Source organism: Embleya sp. NPDC050154 (assembly GCF_044460165.1).
Classification (GTDB): domain Bacteria; phylum Actinomycetota; class Actinomycetes; order Streptomycetales; family Streptomycetaceae; genus Embleya.
The window spans coordinates 20,275-36,112 of record NZ_JBITJP010000018.1 but is presented as its reverse complement, the minus strand read 5'-3'; the positions used below and the strand labels follow the sequence as shown (position 1 = coordinate 36,112).

The 15,838-nt window shown below is 71.1% G+C and carries 13 protein-coding genes; 10 read left to right on the top strand and 3 right to left on the bottom strand.

The annotated features are described in order from the left end of the window. The first annotated feature begins 23 nt into the window (after window positions 1-23). A complete protein-coding gene (locus tag ACIBSV_RS32210) occupies window positions 24-731 on the top strand; it encodes an NUDIX domain-containing protein (protein WP_395869314.1) in 708 nt (235 codons plus the stop codon). A gap of 70 nt (window positions 732-801) precedes the next feature. Here ACIBSV_RS32210 and ACIBSV_RS32205 read toward each other — a convergent pair whose 3' ends face one another. Then, complete coding sequence (locus ACIBSV_RS32205; protein WP_395869312.1) at window positions 802-1,254, bottom strand: hypothetical protein; 453 nt, start codon at window positions 1,252-1,254, stop codon at window positions 802-804. A gap of 189 nt (window positions 1,255-1,443) precedes the next feature. Between ACIBSV_RS32205 and ACIBSV_RS32200 the strand changes: the two genes are divergently transcribed. From ACIBSV_RS32200 to ACIBSV_RS32175, 6 genes are all read left to right on the top strand, one after another. Continuing rightward, on the top strand, window positions 1,444-3,060 hold the full coding sequence (locus ACIBSV_RS32200; RefSeq protein WP_395869310.1) for an ATP-binding cassette domain-containing protein: 1,617 nt from the start codon (window positions 1,444-1,446) through the stop codon (window positions 3,058-3,060). Beyond that, a complete protein-coding gene (locus ACIBSV_RS32195; protein ID WP_395869308.1) occupies window positions 3,057-3,818 on the top strand; it encodes a hypothetical protein in 762 nt (253 codons plus the stop codon). Before ACIBSV_RS32200 ends, ACIBSV_RS32195 begins: the two co-directional genes overlap by 4 nt. 150 nt (window positions 3,819-3,968) lie before the next feature. Then, on the top strand, window positions 3,969-4,823 hold the full coding sequence (locus tag ACIBSV_RS32190) for a FadR/GntR family transcriptional regulator (RefSeq protein ID WP_395869307.1): 855 nt from the start codon (window positions 3,969-3,971) through the stop codon (window positions 4,821-4,823). 225 nt (window positions 4,824-5,048) lie between these two features. Then, entirely contained in the window at window positions 5,049-6,680 is a 1,632-nt protein-coding gene (locus tag ACIBSV_RS32185; protein WP_395869305.1) for a SpoIIE family protein phosphatase, read from the top strand. A 259-nt stretch (window positions 6,681-6,939) separates the two neighbouring features. Further along, on the top strand, window positions 6,940-8,514 hold the full coding sequence (locus ACIBSV_RS32180) for an RNA polymerase sigma factor (protein ID WP_395869303.1): 1,575 nt from the start codon (window positions 6,940-6,942) through the stop codon (window positions 8,512-8,514). A gap of 230 nt (window positions 8,515-8,744) precedes the next feature. Further along, complete coding sequence (locus ACIBSV_RS32175) at window positions 8,745-9,539, top strand: S1 family peptidase (protein ID WP_395869301.1); 795 nt, start codon at window positions 8,745-8,747, stop codon at window positions 9,537-9,539. A gap of 133 nt (window positions 9,540-9,672) precedes the next feature. Here the strand turns inward: ACIBSV_RS32175 and ACIBSV_RS32170 are convergent, their stop codons facing one another. After that, window positions 9,673-9,903 carry a hypothetical protein gene (locus ACIBSV_RS32170; protein WP_020555816.1) on the bottom strand — a complete coding sequence of 77 codons (231 nt, stop codon included), beginning with the start codon at window positions 9,901-9,903 and terminating at the stop codon, window positions 9,673-9,675. A 386-nt stretch (window positions 9,904-10,289) separates the two neighbouring features. On the opposite strand from ACIBSV_RS32170, the gene ACIBSV_RS32165 reads away from it, so the two are divergent. From ACIBSV_RS32165 to ACIBSV_RS32155, 3 genes are all read left to right on the top strand, one after another. Further along, window positions 10,290-12,410 carry a type IIA DNA topoisomerase subunit B gene (locus tag ACIBSV_RS32165; protein ID WP_395869300.1) on the top strand — a complete coding sequence of 707 codons (2,121 nt, stop codon included), beginning with the start codon at window positions 10,290-10,292 and terminating at the stop codon, window positions 12,408-12,410. Window positions 12,411-12,790: 380 nt separating this feature from the next. Further along, window positions 12,791-13,171 (top strand): DUF485 domain-containing protein, encoded by a 381-nt coding sequence (locus tag ACIBSV_RS32160; RefSeq protein WP_395869298.1) that lies wholly within the window; start codon window positions 12,791-12,793, stop codon window positions 13,169-13,171. A 17-nt stretch (window positions 13,172-13,188) separates the two neighbouring features. Beyond that, window positions 13,189-14,781: a cation acetate symporter gene (locus ACIBSV_RS32155; protein WP_395869592.1), complete on the top strand. Its 1,593-nt coding sequence runs from the start codon at window positions 13,189-13,191 to the stop codon at window positions 14,779-14,781. On the opposite strand, the gene ACIBSV_RS32150 is transcribed toward ACIBSV_RS32155, so the two are convergent. Next, window positions 14,775-15,740, bottom strand: coding sequence for a sucrase ferredoxin (locus ACIBSV_RS32150; RefSeq protein ID WP_395869296.1), 966 nt, complete (start codon window positions 15,738-15,740; stop codon window positions 14,775-14,777). The two genes, ACIBSV_RS32155 and ACIBSV_RS32150, sit on opposite strands and share 7 nt — an antisense overlap. Window positions 15,741-15,838 lie beyond the last annotated feature (98 nt).

Sequence of the window (15,838 nt, the reverse complement as noted above, 5' to 3'; positions counted from 1 at the left end):
CCTCCGGGCACTAGGATCGCCCCATGCCGCGCTCCGAGACCTCGATCTTTCCGCCCTTCGGAGTCACCGTGGATCTCGTGGTCCTCACGGTGCGCGAGCACGCCCTGAGCGCCTTGACCATCCGCCGGGGCGAGCCGCCGTTCCAGGGCGCGTGGGCACTGCCGGGCGGTTTCGTGCGCGAGGGCGAGGGCCTGGAGGCCGCCGCGGCACGCGAACTCGCCGAGGAGACCGGCCTGGACCGACTGCCGGTGCACTTGGAGCAGCTCGCCACCTTCGGCGACCCCGGTCGCGACCCCCGGATGCGCGTGGTCAGCGTCGCCTACCTGGTGCTGGCCCCGGATCTGCCCGCCCCGCGCCCCGGCGGCGACGCGGCCGGCGCGCGCTGGTCCTCGGTCGGCGAACTGCTCGGCGACGGCAGCCGGCTCGCGTTCGACCACGGACGGATCCTGGAGGACGGCGTCGAACGGGCCCGCTCCAAAATCGAATACTCCTCGCTGGCCGCCGCGTTCTGCCCCGAGGAGTTCACCGTCGGCGAGCTGCGTCGGGTCTACGAGGCGGTGTGGGGCGTGGCTCTGGATCCGCGCAACTTCCACCGCAAGGTCACCGGCACCCCCGACTTCCTGGTCCCCACCGGTGGCACCACCACCCGCCAGGGCGGCCGGCCGGCCCAACTGTTCCGCCGCGGCTCCGCGGAGAAGCTCAACCCGCCGATGTTGCGCCCCGAGGCCTGACCGGACGGGCCCGATCCGCCCTCGCGCCACTGACGCGTTCATCCCACGATTTCGTTCGGCCCCGGCTCGTTCAACCCTGGCCGCCCAGGTCGAGCCCGACCGCGTCGTAGGCGAGTTGCGCGTCGCGGCTGCGGTGTCGGCCGAGCAGCGCGAGCAACTCCACCACACGCGGGCGCAGCGCCGGCCAGCCCCCGGTGTCCTGCGCGCCCTGAGCGATCCCCGCGACCAGGTCGTCGAGGAGCACACCCAGCCGGGCGTGCTCGCCCCGCAGTCGCCACACCGCGGGTCCGAACCGGGGATCCGCGTGACGCACCTCCTCGTAGAGGCCGCCGGGGCCTTCGGTGGCCGCGACGTGTTCGTACAGATCGGCCCGCAACTGCCGCAGCCCCGCGCACAACGCGGCCACCCGACGCGGGCCCGCCTGGTCGGCGACCAGACCGTCACGGACGATCAACAACGCGTCGTCGAGGTCGCCCCGCCTGCGGCGGACGGCGTCCAGGACGCCCGGATCGGGAAGAGACATGCCGACCTCCAGAGGCGGTACTCGGCGGTATCTCGATGGTCCTCCAGGACCCGGCAGCCTGTCCAGGTTCGGCGGACTTTTCCGCAGCTCGCCGATATGCAAGTAAATGCCGGGAAAATTGTGGTTTCGCAGATATGTTGCCAAAGATCCATAGATCTCCCGTAGCCGGGGTGACGAGGAGCGATGGCGATGGCGATGATCCAGGCACGTGCGCTGACCAAGAGATACGGCGGCATCGTGGCCGTCGACGACCTGTCCTTCGACGTACTCCCCGGCAGGGTCACGGCACTGCTCGGGCCCAACGGCGCGGGCAAGTCGACCGCGCTGCGGCTGATGCTCGATCTCGAACGCGGCGGGGGCGAGACCCGGTACGACGGTCGGCGCTACCGCGGGCTGCGCCGACCCGGCACCGAGGTCGGCGCATGTGTGGGGGCCGGCGGGGCACATCCGGGCCGGCGGGTGCGCGCGCACCTGGCGATGCTCGCGTCGGCCGGCCGGATCCCGTCCCGCCGGGTGGACGAGGTGCTCGACCTGGTCGGGCTGACCCCGGTGGCCGGGGCCCGGACCAGGGTGCTCTCGGCGGGGGCGCTCGGCCGACTCGCGCTGGCCTCGGCCCTGCTCGGCGACCCGGGCACGCTGATCCTGGACGAACCCGCGACCGGCCTGGACCCGCAGGGGCTGCGCTGGTTGCGCGACTTCCTGCGCGCCTACGCGGCGGAGGGCCGCACCGTCCTGGTCGCGGGGCACATCCTGGCCGAGACCGCGCGGTGCGCCGACCGGGTCCTGGTGATCAGTCGAGGTCGCCTGGTCGCGGACGAGTCGGCGACCGACTTCCTGCGCCGCGGCGTGCGGGAGGGAGTGTCCGTGCGCACTCCGCAGGTCGCCCGGTTGTCCGCGCTGCTGCGGGCCGAGGGTGTGCACACCACCCGCCCCGGCGGCACCACGCTCACCGTGCTCGGCGCCGACCGGGCCCGAGTCGGCGAGATCGCCTTCCGCGGCGGGATCCTGCTGCACGAGTTGGCCGAACGCGAGCCCGGGGTGGGCGACGCGTTCATCGACGTGATCACCAAGCGGCGCGAGCGCGTCCGGACCGACGCCGACGCCGACGTCGACGGGGCCGGTGTCGAGCCGCCGGTCGAGACCGTCTCGGCGGACCGGCCCACCGAGGAACTCGCCGTCCCCGGCGCCGACCCCACCCGTGTGGCGGGGGTGAACCCGGCGACGACCACGGCGACGGTACTCCTGGAACCCCTGACCCGGCCCGACCCGCCACCTCTTGTCGACGGCCGCGTCGACCTCGAAGCCGAGCCGGGATCGCCCCGGCCCGGACCGACGCAACCCGGACCGACCCAACCCGGACCGACACAACCGTCACCGGCCGAGCCCCACCCCGCCCTGCCGGGACACCCGGAACCCCGGCCGACGCGGCAGGCCCAGGCGGCGGCTCCGGCCGAACCCCGGCGCGCCGACCCACGAGCGTACGCCGCGCCGGAAGCCGGCCCCGGCGCCGCGTGCGCCGCCTCGACCGAGCCGCACCAGGGCCTCGACCGCGGCTTCGCCCAGGAAGCCGACCACGACATCGACCGTCGCGCCGACCCGCAGGCCGCGCCGGACGGCGCGGCACACTCGCGCCGAATGGACACGATCGCCGACGGGGTCGGCGCCGGTGGAGGCGTCGGTGCCGGCGTCGGGATCGAGCCGGATTCCGGCGAGCCCGCCGCCGCACTGCCGCCCAGGCGCCGATTCGCCCGCACCTGGCGCTCCGCCGGGCGCGCCGAGCAGACCGACGAGGTGAGAAGCGCATGAGCGCGATCCGATACGAACTCACGCGGGCCCGCACCCTGCGCGCCACCTGGTGGGGCCTGCTGGGCCTGCTCGCGCTCGGCGCGGGCGCGACCTGGGTGGCGGCCCGCCAGGCCGGCGCCGTCCCGATCGGCTCCGGCGAGGTGGCCCACCTGGTTACCGCGGGTCCGGGCCGAACGCCGGTGCTGGTCCCGGCGATCATGCTGATGACGGCGCTCGCCTGCGCGCGCGAGCAACGGCGGGACGCGCTGCCGACATTGCTGCTCGCGTTGCCCCGACGCGGTCGGGTGTTCCTGGCCAAGGTGGTCGGCACCGCGCTCGCGGCCGTCGTGCTCGCGGCTCTGGCGGTGGGCGCGAGCGTCGGCACGGCCCGCGCCGTGTTCGGCCCCGCCTTCCCCGACCGCGCGGCGATCGAGGCACCCGCACCCCGGATCCTGGCCGGATTCGTCGCCTACGTGCTGCTCGCCGCCGTGTTGGGCCTGGCGATCGGTACCCTCTCGCGCGGCACCGCGCTGATCGCGGTCGCCGCCGCGGCGCTGCCCGCCGGGGCCGAACGACTGATCGCGGCGGCGATCGAGGCCGGAGTCCCGGAGTCGTATCGGGACCTCGTGCGCTACCTCCCGTTCCGCGCCGCCGACCGCATGCTCGTCGTCTCCGACGGTGGCGGGCTGTCGCCGGTGACGGGTGGCGCGGTGCTGGCCGGCGTCACCCTCGTGGTCACCGTGCTCGCGCTGATCACCTTCGTGCGTCGCCGGGCCTGAGCGCTCCGGACGGACGTCACACTTTCGGACGATCGACCCGCAAGGTAGATCACCCTTTCGTGTGTTTTTCAGCCGAGAGCGGGTTTGCTGCTCAAGCCCGACCCGTTCGAGGCCGAGATGGAGAGCGTGAGTATCGCTGCCCATCAGACAATGACCCACGCCCCGGCGAGCGGCTCGGCCGACGCGTTCCGCGCCGGCGAGCCGGGCGCCGCCGGCACCGACCCGATGTCCCGCCGGCCGTACGTGTGGGACGGACCCGACCTCGAACCGGCCCGTGCCGTGCGCAAACCCGGCGTCGGCCGAGGCCGCGGCCTGCACGGCCAACTCGTCCAGCAACTCGGCCAGATGATCGTCGCGGGCGAGGTGGGCGCCGAACGCCCGCTGGTGCCCGAGGAGATCGGCCAGCGCTTCGAGGTCTCCCGGACCGTGGTGCGCGAATCGCTCCGGGTCCTGGAGGCCAAGGGCCTGGTCAGCGCCCGGCCCAACGTCGGCACACGGGTGCGCCCGGTGAGCGACTGGAACCTGCTCGACCCCGACGTGATCGAGTGGCGCGCGTGCGGCCCGCAACGCGACTCGCAGCGCCGCGAACTCTTCGAACTGCGCTGGGGCATCGAACCGCTGGCCGCGCACATGGCCGCGTGCCGCAACCACCCCGAGATCGTCCGCCGGCTCGCCGACGTCGTGGAGATCATGCAGCGAGCGGTCGCCCAGCCCGACCCGCTGACCTTCAGCCGCGCCGACGCGGAGTTCCACGGCCTGCTGCTCCAGGTCGCGGGCAACCGCATGCTCGATCACCTCGCCGGCATCCTGGCCGCCGCGCTCCAGGTGTCCGGTGGCCACGTGGCCGGCTGCGAGCACCTGTCCGAGGCGTCCGTGGCGCTGCACGCGCGCCTGGTCGACGCGGTCGCCGCCGGCGACGGCGAGAGTGCCGAGGCCGCCATGCGCTCGCTGCTGGCCGTACATCCCGAGGTGGACCGCCAGTTCCCCGCTCCCCGCGAGGGCTGATCGGCGGCCGAGGGCGCAGTGCCTGCCGGAACCGAGGACACGCACGCATCGCCCCTTCGCCGGCCCGTCGTACGGGTCGACGAAGGGGCGCGCGTATGTCCGACCCGCCCGATTTGGCGACGTACGGAGAGTTCAGGCCAATCCTCCCGGTGAGGGGGTTCGCGTGCGTACTCTCGATATCTGACTCGCCGGCTCGGAGTTGCCAACAGGTGGGGTTGTGAGGCAATGAACGACGACAAGGTCGGATGCGAGCGGCCCGCTGTGCTCGACGCGGCGCTGCTGGCCACCTTGACCAGCCAGGGATCGACGGCATTCGCGTTCTACGACCGGCGGTTGCACTGTCGGCGGGTCAGCGGCGCGCTCGCCCGGCTGGCCGGGCTCTCGGTCGAGGACCTGCTCGGCCGACGTCCCGGCGAGGTCTACCCGCCGGCCCGCGCGCGCCGGATCGAGGCGACGATGACCCGGGTGCTCACCCGCGGCGAACCGTACGTCGAGACACACGTGAGCCGCGACCACGGCGATCCCGCCGACCGGGTCGGTTCCAGTCGCGGCGACGCACGCGAACGGGCGTACGAGTCGCAGTGGTTGCCGGTGCGTGACCCGGTCGAGGACACCGGACCGGTGCTCGGCGTGCTTTTGGTGGTGCGCGACATCACCGAGCAGCGGCGCTGCGAGGACCTGCTGCGCTCCAGCCAGTGGCGCACCGCCAGGCTCCAGGCGATGACCGCGCGGATCGCCGGCACGCTCCGGGTGCCCGAGGTGGAGGAGGCGGTCGGCGAACTCGGCATCGGCATCGCCGCGGCCCGCTCGGAGGCGTATCTGCTGGACGAGACGGCGCCGGTGTACCCATGGCCGAACGTGCCGGCGCAGCGCACCGTCACCCGCCGGCGCGGCCTGCCCGCGCACTGGTCGGCGGACCTGGTCGCCGCGGTGACCGACGGGATCGCCCGGTACGTCTCCCACCACGGTCCCGGCGCCTCCCGGGTGATCCTGCCGCTGGTCGGCTCCGGCGCGCCGCTGGGCGTGCTGCGCTACACCTTCGACGACGGACGCGCGTTCGACCCGGACGACCGGATCTTCCTCGAGGCGTTCGCCGGGCAGTGCGCGCTCGCCATCGAGCGCTCCCGGCTCTACGAACGCGAGCACCGCACGGCCGTCGCCCTGCAGCGCAGCCTGCTGCCCGAGCGGTTACCCGCGGTGCGCGGCGTCGAGTTCGGCTACCGCTATCTGCCCGGGGCGCCCGACTTCGAGGTCGGCGGCGACTGGTACGACGTGTTCCAACTGCCCGACAAGCGGGTGGCGATCGTGGTCGGCGACGTGATCGGCAAGGGCCTGACCGCGGCGGCCGGCATGGGCCGGGTCCGCTCGGCGCTGCGCGCGCTCGCCTTCACCGACCCCGAGCCCGCCGCCGTACTCACCGGCCTGGACCGGCTGTTCACCGCGACGGAGGACGACGAGTCGCTCACCACGCTGGTGTACGCCGTGATCGACCCTGCGACCGGGCTGCTCGTCCTCGCCGACGCGGGGCACCTGCCGGTGGTGGTCGTCTCCGCCGACGGCAAGGCCAAACTCGTCGAGATCGGCGAGGAGTCGACGCCGCTGGGAGTCGCCGAACATCGGACGCAGCACACCATCCGACTGGATCCGGGAGACATCCTGATCGGCTTCTCGGACGGTCTCGTGGAGACCCGCGGACGCGGCATCGACGAGGGCCTGGACGACCTCGTGGAGGTCGCCCGGGGGGCCAACGGGGGCCTGGAGGCGCTGTTGACGAGCATCCTGGACGGACTGCTCGGCGACCGGGACCGGGACGACGATGTGACCATCCTGGGGGTGCGGATCACCGGGGACGTATGAGTCGGATCCCTCACACAGGGTGTGGCGCGCGCCGCAAGAGGGAATCGTGTGAGCTGCGCCACCGAATGGGTGCGTAACACTTCTCCGCCTGGCCCGATGAGTACGAAGGTGGCAGCCGTTCGGGAATAGCAAAACAAGCCGATGCGCTGACTTTCGAGTGCAACCGGTTTGCCGGAACCACGCTGTCCGCCCGAGTGTCGTTCGCTTGGCGGCGCCTGCCTGTTCACCAGGCCGTGACGCCGTCCAGATCGTCGAGAGGTTGTTTGTGTCGGCCAGCACATCCCGTTCGCTCCCGCCCGAGATCGCCGAATTCGTCAACGTGAAGTCGTTGATCGAGCGGGGTGAGGCCCAGGGGTACATCGCCAGCGACGAGGTGCGCCAGGCGTTCGAGGCCGACCAGATTCCGGCCACCCAGTGGAAGAACGTCCTGCGCAGCCTCAACCAGGTCCTCGACCAGGAGGGTGTGACCATCATGGTCAGTGCCGCGGACTCGGCGGCGCCCAAGCGCACCCGCAAGAGCGTGGCGGCCAAGAGTGCCGCCAAGCGCACCGCGACCAAGACCGTCGTCTCCAACCGCGCCTCCACCGCGGTCACCGTGATGGCGGACGCGGAACCGGTCACGCCCGACGAGAGCCCCGCGCCGACCGCCGTCGCCCAGGCCGCCCCGGCGGCGCCCGCCGCGCCGCGCAAGAGCGCCGCGAAGAAGACCGCCGCCGCCGGCACCGCCAAGAAGGCCGCGCCGAAGAAGGCCGCCGCGAAGAAGACGGCCGGCAAGGCCGGTGAACCCGACGCGGACGCCGAGGAGTTGCCGGACGAGTCCGAGGTCGTGGTCGAGGACGCGGTGCCCGACGAGCCGGAGAGCAAGGGCTTCATCCTCTCCGACGACGAGGACGACGCCCCCGCGCAGCAGGTCGCCGCGGCGGGCGCGACCGCCGACCCGGTCAAGGACTACCTCAAGCAGATCGGCAAGGTCCCGCTGCTCAACGCCGAGCAGGAGGTCAACCTCGCCAAGCGGATCGAGGCCGGCCTGTTCGCCGAGGACAAGCTGGGCTCCGGCGACAAGTTGCCCCCCAAACTCCGGATGGAACTGGAGATCATCGCCGAGGACGGCCGCCGGGCCAAGAACCACCTCCTGGAGGCGAACCTGCGCCTGGTGGTCTCGCTCGCCAAGCGCTACACCGGTCGCGGCATGCTCTTCCTGGACCTGATCCAGGAGGGCAACCTGGGTCTGATCCGCGCCGTGGAGAAGTTCGACTACACCAAGGGCTACAAGTTCTCCACGTACGCCACCTGGTGGATTCGCCAGGCGATCACCCGGGCCATGGCCGACCAGGCGCGGACCATCCGCATCCCGGTGCACATGGTCGAGGTGATCAACAAGCTGGCCCGCGTGCAGCGCCAGATGCTCCAGGACCTGGGCCGCGAGCCCACTCCGGAGGAACTGGCCAAGGAACTCGACATGACCCCGGAGAAGGTCATCGAGGTGCAGAAGTACGGCCGCGAGCCGATCTCCCTGCACACCCCCCTCGGCGAGGACGGCGACAGCGAGTTCGGCGACCTGATCGAGGACTCCGAGGCCGTGGTCCCCGCCGACGCGGTCAGCTTCACGCTGCTCCAGGAGCAGTTGCACTCGGTGCTCGACACCCTCTCCGAGCGTGAGGCGGGCGTGGTGTCGATGCGCTTCGGGCTCACCGACGGTCAGCCCAAGACGCTCGACGAGATCGGCAAGGTCTACGGGGTCACCCGTGAGCGAATCCGCCAGATCGAGTCGAAGACGATGTCCAAGCTGCGCCACCCGTCCCGCTCCCAGGTGCTGCGCGACTACCTCGACTGAGCGGGATCGCCGCACCGTGCGTGGAGGTCACCGGCCCCGGATACACCATCCGGGGCCTTCGTGTGTGCGTTTCCGAGTGAAATCACCCGTTCGCCCGGAGTGAGGATTCCGGAGAGCCACGCTGGGGCACCGGCTTCTACCTGACGGTAGCCGGCGAGAGGTTCCCCATGATGGTGCGAGCGCCCGAGCGGAACAGACGCAGCAGTTTCCGGCGGTACACACGAGGATCGATGGCCGCGCTCGCCGCGGTCGCCCTGGCGGCGGTCCTGACGGCGGCCTCGCCCTCGGGGCCCCCGCGCGCGGTGGTCGGCGGCAGCCCCGCGGACACCGCGACCTATCCGTTCGCCGTGGCCCTCTCCAGTCGCGCCGAGTACGGCTCCGCGCGATCGGGGCAGTTCTGCGGCGGCACGCTGATCGCGCCGACCAAGGTGCTGACGGCCGCGCACTGCATGTACGACGCGAACGGCAAGCGGGAGGACCGCGCGGATCTGAAGGTGATCCAGGGTCGGACCGATCTGCGCACCAAACAGGGCCGCGAGGTGGTGGTCGGCGAGGTGTACGTGAACCCGAACTTCGATCCGAGCCTGATCTCCGGCGACTGGGCGGTGCTCACCCTCGACGAGCCGCTCGGCACGGGCGTCGCGTCGATGGTGGAACAGGACGCGGACGTCTACGCGAGCGGGACCGCGTCGACCGTGGTGGGCTGGGGTGACACCACGGGTCGAGGCGACTACTCCTCGACACTGCGCCAGGTCACCGTGCCGCTGGTGTCCGACGCGACCTGTCGCACGGCGTACCCCGGCGGACGATTCGGGAGCTATGACGCCGCCGCGATGGTGTGCGCTGGTGAGCGACTGGGCGGCAAGGACGCGTGCAGCGCCGACAGCGGCGGGCCGCTTCTGGTGGCGGGTCGGATCGCCGGGATCGTCTCGTGGGGTGAGGGATGCGCGTTGGCGGGTAAACCGGGCGTGTACACCCGGGTCGCCGCGTTCGCCCGGGACATCCGGGATGCCGCCGGATTGTGAGGGATATCACGGACCGCGAGGGCGCCGACCGCCCTCGCGGGTGACGACGACAGACGCCGATGGCGGCCACCTCGCGGTGGCCGCCATCGGCGCGATGTCTGCTCGTCGGGATCTCAGAGGGTCGGCTGTCTGGTCAGTTGTCGTCGTCCGGTGCGGTAACGGGGACCGCCGTGAGGCGGTCGGTCTCGTCCTGTATCTCCACGGCCACCTTCCGAAGCTCAGGCTCGAACTTACGGGCGTGGTGCGCACAGAACAGCAGTTCGCCGCCGCTGGAAAGGACTACCCGAAGGTATGCCTGGGCGCCGCACCGATCACAACGGTCGGCGGCCGTCAACGGACTGGCGGGTGTCAGAACCGAATTCACGTCGCCTCTTCTCTACTCGACGAAGCCTTCATCGATGTCCAACATCAAATCAGCCTCGAACGTTCCCGGGGTGATCGTGTCATGTTCAACAGCTTCTCGGCACACCCCTTCTGCAACTCATTCCTTGTGCATAGGACGTGCCCTGTGCGCGTACGGTTCATGCCGGCCACCCGATCGGGTGGTCGAAGATGTGTTCGGATGCCGGCTAGGATGCGGCGGCGAGCCGTCGCCGGGCTGTCTTCCGGCCCCGGTAGCCTTGCTCTCCGGCGCGACGAAGGTGATCACAGGGCCCGTTTTCGCGGGCTCGGAGCACCGCCGACGCGCCGCACGGATCGACGCGTTCGCGGCGATCCGACTACGCGACTACATGCGAGGAGTTGCACCGCGTGACCGCCCAGACGACCGCGCAGTCCACCGCGCTCCTGGCGGGCGAGCCCGACCACTCGAACTACACCGCGCGGCATCTCCTCGTTCTCGAGGGTCTTGACGCGGTCCGCAAGCGGCCCGGCATGTACATCGGCTCCACCGACAGTCGGGGCCTGATGCACTGTCTGTGGGAGATCATCGACAACTCGGTGGACGAGGCCCTCGGGGGCTTCGGAGACCGGATCGAGGTGCTCCTGCACGCGGACGGCTCGGTGGAGGTTCGGGACAACGGTCGCGGTATCCCCGTCGACGTGGAGCCCAAGACCGGCCTGTCCGGTGTCGAGGTCGTCATGACCAAGCTGCACGCAGGCGGCAAGTTCGGCGGCGGTTCCTACGCCGCGTCCGGCGGCCTGCACGGCGTCGGCGCCTCTGTGGTCAACGCCCTGTCCGCCCGACTCGACGTCGAGGTGGACCGGAGCGGGCACACCCACGCCATCTCGTTCCGCCGCGGCGTGCCCGGCGAGTTCGCCACCCTCGGCGCGGACGCTCCGTTCAGCGCCGGTAACGGACTGCGCAAGATCAAGAAGATCTCCAAGGCCAAGTCCGGGACCCGGGTCCGCTACTGGGCGGACCGGCAGATCTTCCTCAAGGACGCCGCGCTCGACCTGGAGCAGCTCCACTCGCGAGCCCGGCAGACCGCGTTTTTGGTGCCCGGACTCACGATCGTTGTTCGCGACGAGCGTAATGGTGCGAATCCGGGCGAAGCGGACGAACAGGTATTTCACTACTCCGGCGGGATCAGCGAGTTCTGTGAATACCTCGCTCCCGACCGCGCGCTCTGCGACGTGTTGCGCTTCACCGGCTCCGGCACGTTCAAGGAAACCGTGCCGGTGCTCGACGAGCAGGGCCACATGGTGCCCACCGAGGTGCAGCGCGAACTGGGTGTGGACGTGGCGCTGCGTTGGGGTACGGGATACGACTCGACCCTGCGCTCCTTCGTCAACATCATCGCCACGCCCAAGGGCGGCACCCACGTCGCCGGGTTCGACCAGGCGCTCCGGCGTACGGTCAACGACGTGCTGCGCTCGACCAAGCTGCTGCGCGTGGCCGAGGACGACATCACCAAGGACGACGCGACCGAGGGTCTGACCGCCGTGGTCACCGTGCGGCTGGCCGAGCCGCAGTTCGAGGGTCAGACCAAGGAGGTGCTGGGCACCTCGGCCGCCGCGCGGATCGTGCAGAACGTGGTGGCCAAGGAACTCAAGGCGTTCCTGACCTCCACCGCGCGCGACCACAAGGCGCAGTCCCGCGCCGTCCTGGAGAAGGTCGTCTCGGCGGCCCGCACCCGGATCGCCGCGCGGCAGCACAAGGAGGCCCAGCGGCGCAAGACGGCCCTGGAGACCTCGGCGCTGCCGGCCAAGCTGGCCGACTGCCGCAGTGACGACGTGGACCGCAGCGAGTTGTTCATCGTCGAGGGCGACTCCGCGCTCGGCACCGCCAAGCTCGCCCGCAACTCGGAGTTCCAGGCCCTGCTGCCGATCCGCGGCAAGATCCTGAACGTGCAGAAGGCGTCCGTCTCGGACATGCTCAAGAACGCCGAGTGCGCCGCGATCATCCAGGTCATAGGTGCGGGCTCGGGGCGCACCTTCGACATCGACCAGGCCCGCTACGGCAAGATCATCTTCATGGCGGACGCCGACGTCGACGGGTCGCACATCCGCTGCCTGCTGCTCACCCTCTTCCAGCGCTACATGCGTCCGATGGTCGAGTCCGGCCGGGTCTTCGCCGCGGTCCCGCCGCTGCACCGGATCGAGCTGTCCCGGCCCAAGAAGGGCCAGGAGAAGTACGTCTACACGTACTCGGACGCCGAGCTGAAGCGCACGCTGCTGGAGTACCAGCGCAAGGGCATCGCCTGGAAGGACCCGATCCAGCGGTACAAGGGTCTGGGCGAGATGGACGCCGATCAGCTCGCGGAGACCACGGTCGATCCCCGGCACCGCACGCTGCGCCGGATCAACCTCGGCGACCTCGAGGCGGCCGAGCGCGTGTTCGACCTGCTGATGGGCAACGAGGTGGCGCCGCGCAAGGAGTTCATCACCAACTCCGCGTCGCTGCTCGACCGCTCGCGGATCGACGTCTGAGCGAACCGGACACCCGGGCATACGCCGGGCCGGAGGGATTCGTCCCTCCGGTCCGGCGTTTTTTCATGGTCAGGACATCAGGGCCAAACGGTCCGTATATCTGCGATAGAAGGACGAATGTCACTCATTGGCGTGTGACCGGCCGGTCTCCCGTGTCGGCGGGGCGCGGGATCTCGTTGGCCAAGCGATTCCACGACGCATGGCGGAGCCAGGAGTGCGGCCGTGCCGGCGGTTCATCCGTACAGGTGAATTGTGCAGAACCTGGCCGTGCGGCCCGCGCCCGCTGACCATGCTGAAAACCGGTCCCGTCGAACGCCTGTCCAGGGCGCTCGGAGTCGGGACACAGCCGCGCGGTTCGGCGATCGACGAGGAGAGCTACGGTGACGACCAGTTCGTACCGACCCACACCCACCCGGGGTGTGCCGATCGGCGACCCGGAGCCGGATCCGCGCGCGGACATCTACCTGCGGGTGCAGGCGAGCCCCGAGTTCCAGGAGATCCGGCGGCGCTATCGAGACTTCGTCTTCCCGATGTCGCTCGCGTTTCTCGGGTGGTACCTGCTCTACGTGTTCGCGTCCACGTTCGCGCGCGACTTCATGGCGCACCGGATCCTGGGCGCGTTCAACGTCGCGCTGGCCTTCGGTCTGCTCCAGTTCGCGAGCACCTTCCTGATCACGTGGTCGTACGCCCGCAACGCGCGCGGCAAGCGTGACCGGGCGGCGCTCAACCTGCGCTGGGAGACCCAGGAGATGTTCCGGTGAACGGTGCGTACCTCGCGGTGGCCGGCGGCCACCGCGGCCTGACCGGCCTGTTGTTCGTGGTCTTCGTGGTGATCACGCTGGGCATCACCGTGTGGGCCAGCCGGAACAACCGCACGGCCAACGACTTCTACGCCGGCGGGCGGGAGTTCTCCGCCTCCCAGAACGGGCTGGCGATCGCGGGCGACTACATGTCGGCGGCGTCGTTCCTGGGCATCGCCGGACTGATCGCGCTGTTCGGCTACGACGGCTTCCTGTACTCGATCGGCTTCCTGGTCGCGTGGCTGGTCGTGCTCATGCTGGTGGCCGAACTCGTGCGCAACTGCGGGCGGTTCACGATGGCCGACGTGGTCGCGTTCCGGATGAGCCGCAAGCCGGTGCGGACCGCGGCGGGCGCCGCGACGATCGTGGTCTCGATCTTCTACCTGATCGCGCAGATGGTCGGCGCGGGCACGCTGGTCGCGCTGTTGCTCGGGGACAGCGGCGGCTCGGCGCAGACCTGGACGATCGTCGGCGTGGGCGCGCTGATGGTGGTCTACGTGACCTTCGGCGGGATGAAGGGCACCACCTGGATCCAGATCGTCAAGGCGGTGCTGCTGCTCGGCGGCGCGATCCTGATGACGTTCCTGGTCCTGCTGCGTTTCCACTTCGACCCCGACGAGTTGCTGGACACCGCCGCGCACACCAGCGGCCACGGACAGCAGTTCCTCGAGCCGGGTCTGAAGTACGGCAAGAACCTGACCAGTCGGCTGGACTTCATCAGCCTGGCCATCGCGCTGGTGCTGGGCACCGCTGGACTTCCGCACATCCTGGTGCGCTTCTACACGGTGCCCACCGCGCGGGCCGCGCGGCACTCGGTGATGTGGGCGATCGCGCTGATCGGCACGTTCTACCTGCTCACCATCGTGCTCGGGTTCGGCGCCGCGGCGGTGCTCGGGTCGGACAAGATCCGCAAGTCGAACGCGGCGGGCAACACCGCGCTGCCGCTGCTCGCGGAGGAACTCGGCGGCGGGCCGGACACGTTCGGCGGCGTAGTGCTGCTCGCGGTGATCGCGGCGGTCGCGTTCGCGACCATCCTGGCCGTGGTGGCCGGGCTGACCCTGGCCTCCTCGGCGTCCTTCGCGCACGACCTGTACACGAACGTGATCCGCAAGGAGGCGACCGACGAGAAGAGCGAACTGCGGGCCGCCCGGATCTCGGCGATCGTGATCGGCGGGATCGCGATCGGGCTGAGCCTGTCCGCGCAGAAGCTCAACGTCGCGTTCCTGGTCGCGCTCGCCTTCGCGGTCGCCGCGTCGGCGAACCTGCCCACGCTGCTGTACACGCTGTTCTGGCGGCGGTTCAACACCAACGGCACGGTGTGGGCGATCTACGGCGGGCTCGGCTCGGCGCTGGTGCTCGTGTTGTTCTCGCCGGTGGTCTCCGGCGGCAAGACGCCGCTGGTGACCGGGATCGACTTCCACTGGTTCCCGTTGGAGAACCCGGGAATCGTGTCGATCCCGATCGGCTTCCTGTGCGGCTGGATCGGCACGCTGCGCTCGGACGAGGAGGCGGACGCCGCCAAGTACGCCGAGATGGAGGTCCGTTCGCTGACCGGGGCGGGCGCCTACTGACGGTGCGTCAACAGCCGGGCCCGCATGCTGGTCGGGAGGCCCTCGTCCTTGCCGCAACTCTCCGGCCGGGCGGGGGCCTCCCGGCGTGCGTCCACCGCGACGGTCCAGGTGCGGCCGTCGGTGTGGTCGACCCGCACGGTCCACCCGCCGTCGTCCTCGGCCCGCTCGTCGTACACCGACAGCGCGTCGGCCCGGCGCTCGCCGCAGTCCGTGCGGACCGCGAGCTCGGCGGCCTGACCGGCCCGGGAGTAGGTGGCCCGGCCCCGGCACCGGTCCGGCAACATCTCGCCGCGGCGCGCGGCGGCGATCACGGCGCGGGCCGAGGTGGGGTCCAGGCGGCCGTACAGGTAGCCCTGGGGCAGCACGATGGCGGTCGGGGCGAATCGGTGCCCACCCAGGTGGGTGACCTCCCAGGCGGCCTCGGGGAGGCTCGCGGCGAGCGCGGCGGCCAGCGGGCGGCCCTCGACCGCGCAGCACCGGTCGCGCTTGCCGTTCGTGCAGACCAGGATCAGCGGCTCGGCGACCGGTTCGCCCAGTGCGGGCTCGGCCGGTCCGGCCAGCGCGGCGAGGTCGAGCGTGAGCAGGTCGGCGGCGCCGGCCACCCGCAACCGGCGCAGCCAGGTGCCGCCGGGCTCGGTCCAGGCCAGGAAGACGGTCCGCGGTCCGTCGGAGGCGGTGCCCGCGTCGGCCGGGCCGCCCGCGTCGTCGGCCCGGGGGTTCGCCTCGTCCGGTCGCCGGCCCGCCTGGTCCGGTCGGCGGATGAGGGCGGCGCGGAAACCGGCCCTGCCGGCGCGCTCGTCCAGCTGCCGGCCCACCCCGTCGTCGAGCCCGCGACTGCCGGTCAGGGCCTTCGCGGCCCACGGTCCGGGGTGCTCGACCAGCAGCCAGCCGCGCGTGGTCGGAGCGGTGCCGGCCATCGGCTCGGCGAGTTCGTGCGAAAGAAAGACGCAGGTTTCCACGACTGTGCACCGTATAGCTTTCACTTGCCGATCGGCCCGATCGGCCCCGCCCCGAGCGCCCGGATCCGATGATCCCGGTACGGTTGTTGCACACGGTA

Excerpts from the sequence above, each read along its gene's own strand:
- ACIBSV_RS32210 (WP_395869314.1), top strand. The coding sequence starts at position 24 with ATGCCGCGCTCCGAGACCTCGATCTTTCCGCCCTTCGGAGTCACCGTG.
- ACIBSV_RS32185 (WP_395869305.1), top strand. The coding sequence starts at position 5,049 with ATGAACGACGACAAGGTCGGATGCGAGCGGCCCGCTGTGCTCGACGCG.
- ACIBSV_RS32195 (WP_395869308.1), top strand. The coding sequence starts at position 3,057 with ATGAGCGCGATCCGATACGAACTCACGCGGGCCCGCACCCTGCGCGCC.
- ACIBSV_RS32205 (WP_395869312.1), bottom strand. The coding sequence starts at position 1,254 with ATGTCTCTTCCCGATCCGGGCGTCCTGGACGCCGTCCGCCGCAGGCGG.
- ACIBSV_RS32190 (WP_395869307.1), top strand. The coding sequence starts at position 3,969 with ATGACCCACGCCCCGGCGAGCGGCTCGGCCGACGCGTTCCGCGCCGGC.
- ACIBSV_RS32200 (WP_395869310.1), top strand. The coding sequence starts at position 1,444 with ATGGCGATGATCCAGGCACGTGCGCTGACCAAGAGATACGGCGGCATC.
- ACIBSV_RS32175 (WP_395869301.1), top strand. The coding sequence starts at position 8,745 with ATGGCCGCGCTCGCCGCGGTCGCCCTGGCGGCGGTCCTGACGGCGGCC.